Source organism: Streptomyces sp. DH12 (assembly GCF_020873895.1).
Lineage (GTDB): Bacteria > Actinomycetota > Actinomycetes > Streptomycetales > Streptomycetaceae > Streptomyces.
Map to the genome: position 1 here is coordinate 1 of NZ_JAHWGT010001154.1, position 443 is coordinate 443.

A 443-nucleotide genomic window follows, 5' to 3' on the forward strand; every position below is an offset into this window, starting at 1 on the left:
CCACGTCACCGACCACGACCTGCGCCTGGTCCTCACCGACTGCCATGTCGTCCTCGACGGCTGGAGCCTGACCTCCCTCGTCGCCGACCTGCTGGCCCTGCACCGCGAGGCGGTCGCCCGGGGCACCGCGCCGCGCCCCCCGAGCGTCCCGGCCTTCGCCGAGTACGTCGCGCTGGAGCGGGCCGCGCTCGCCGACGAGGACTCCCTGGCCTACTGGCGCGACCGGCTCGCCGCGCTGCGCCCGGTCACCCTGCGCCGGCGCACCGACACGGCCGCCGTGGACGGACCGCCGGTGCACGAGGTGCGCCGCTCCTACGCCCACCTCGCCACACGCATCGGACGCCTCGCCAAGGAGGCGGGCGTGCCCCGCCGAACTCGCCGACCGCTGGTCGCGGGGCCGCCGCTTCCAGAACGTGTACGGCCTCACCGAGACCTGTCTCTTA

The 443-nt window shown here is 75.6% G+C and carries 1 protein-coding gene; it reads left to right on the top strand.

Annotated elements, in window-relative coordinates; translation table 11 throughout:
• The coding region (locus LPA54_RS39010; protein ID WP_228985126.1) for a condensation domain-containing protein at positions 1 to 443 on the top strand (443 nt) is incomplete at both ends.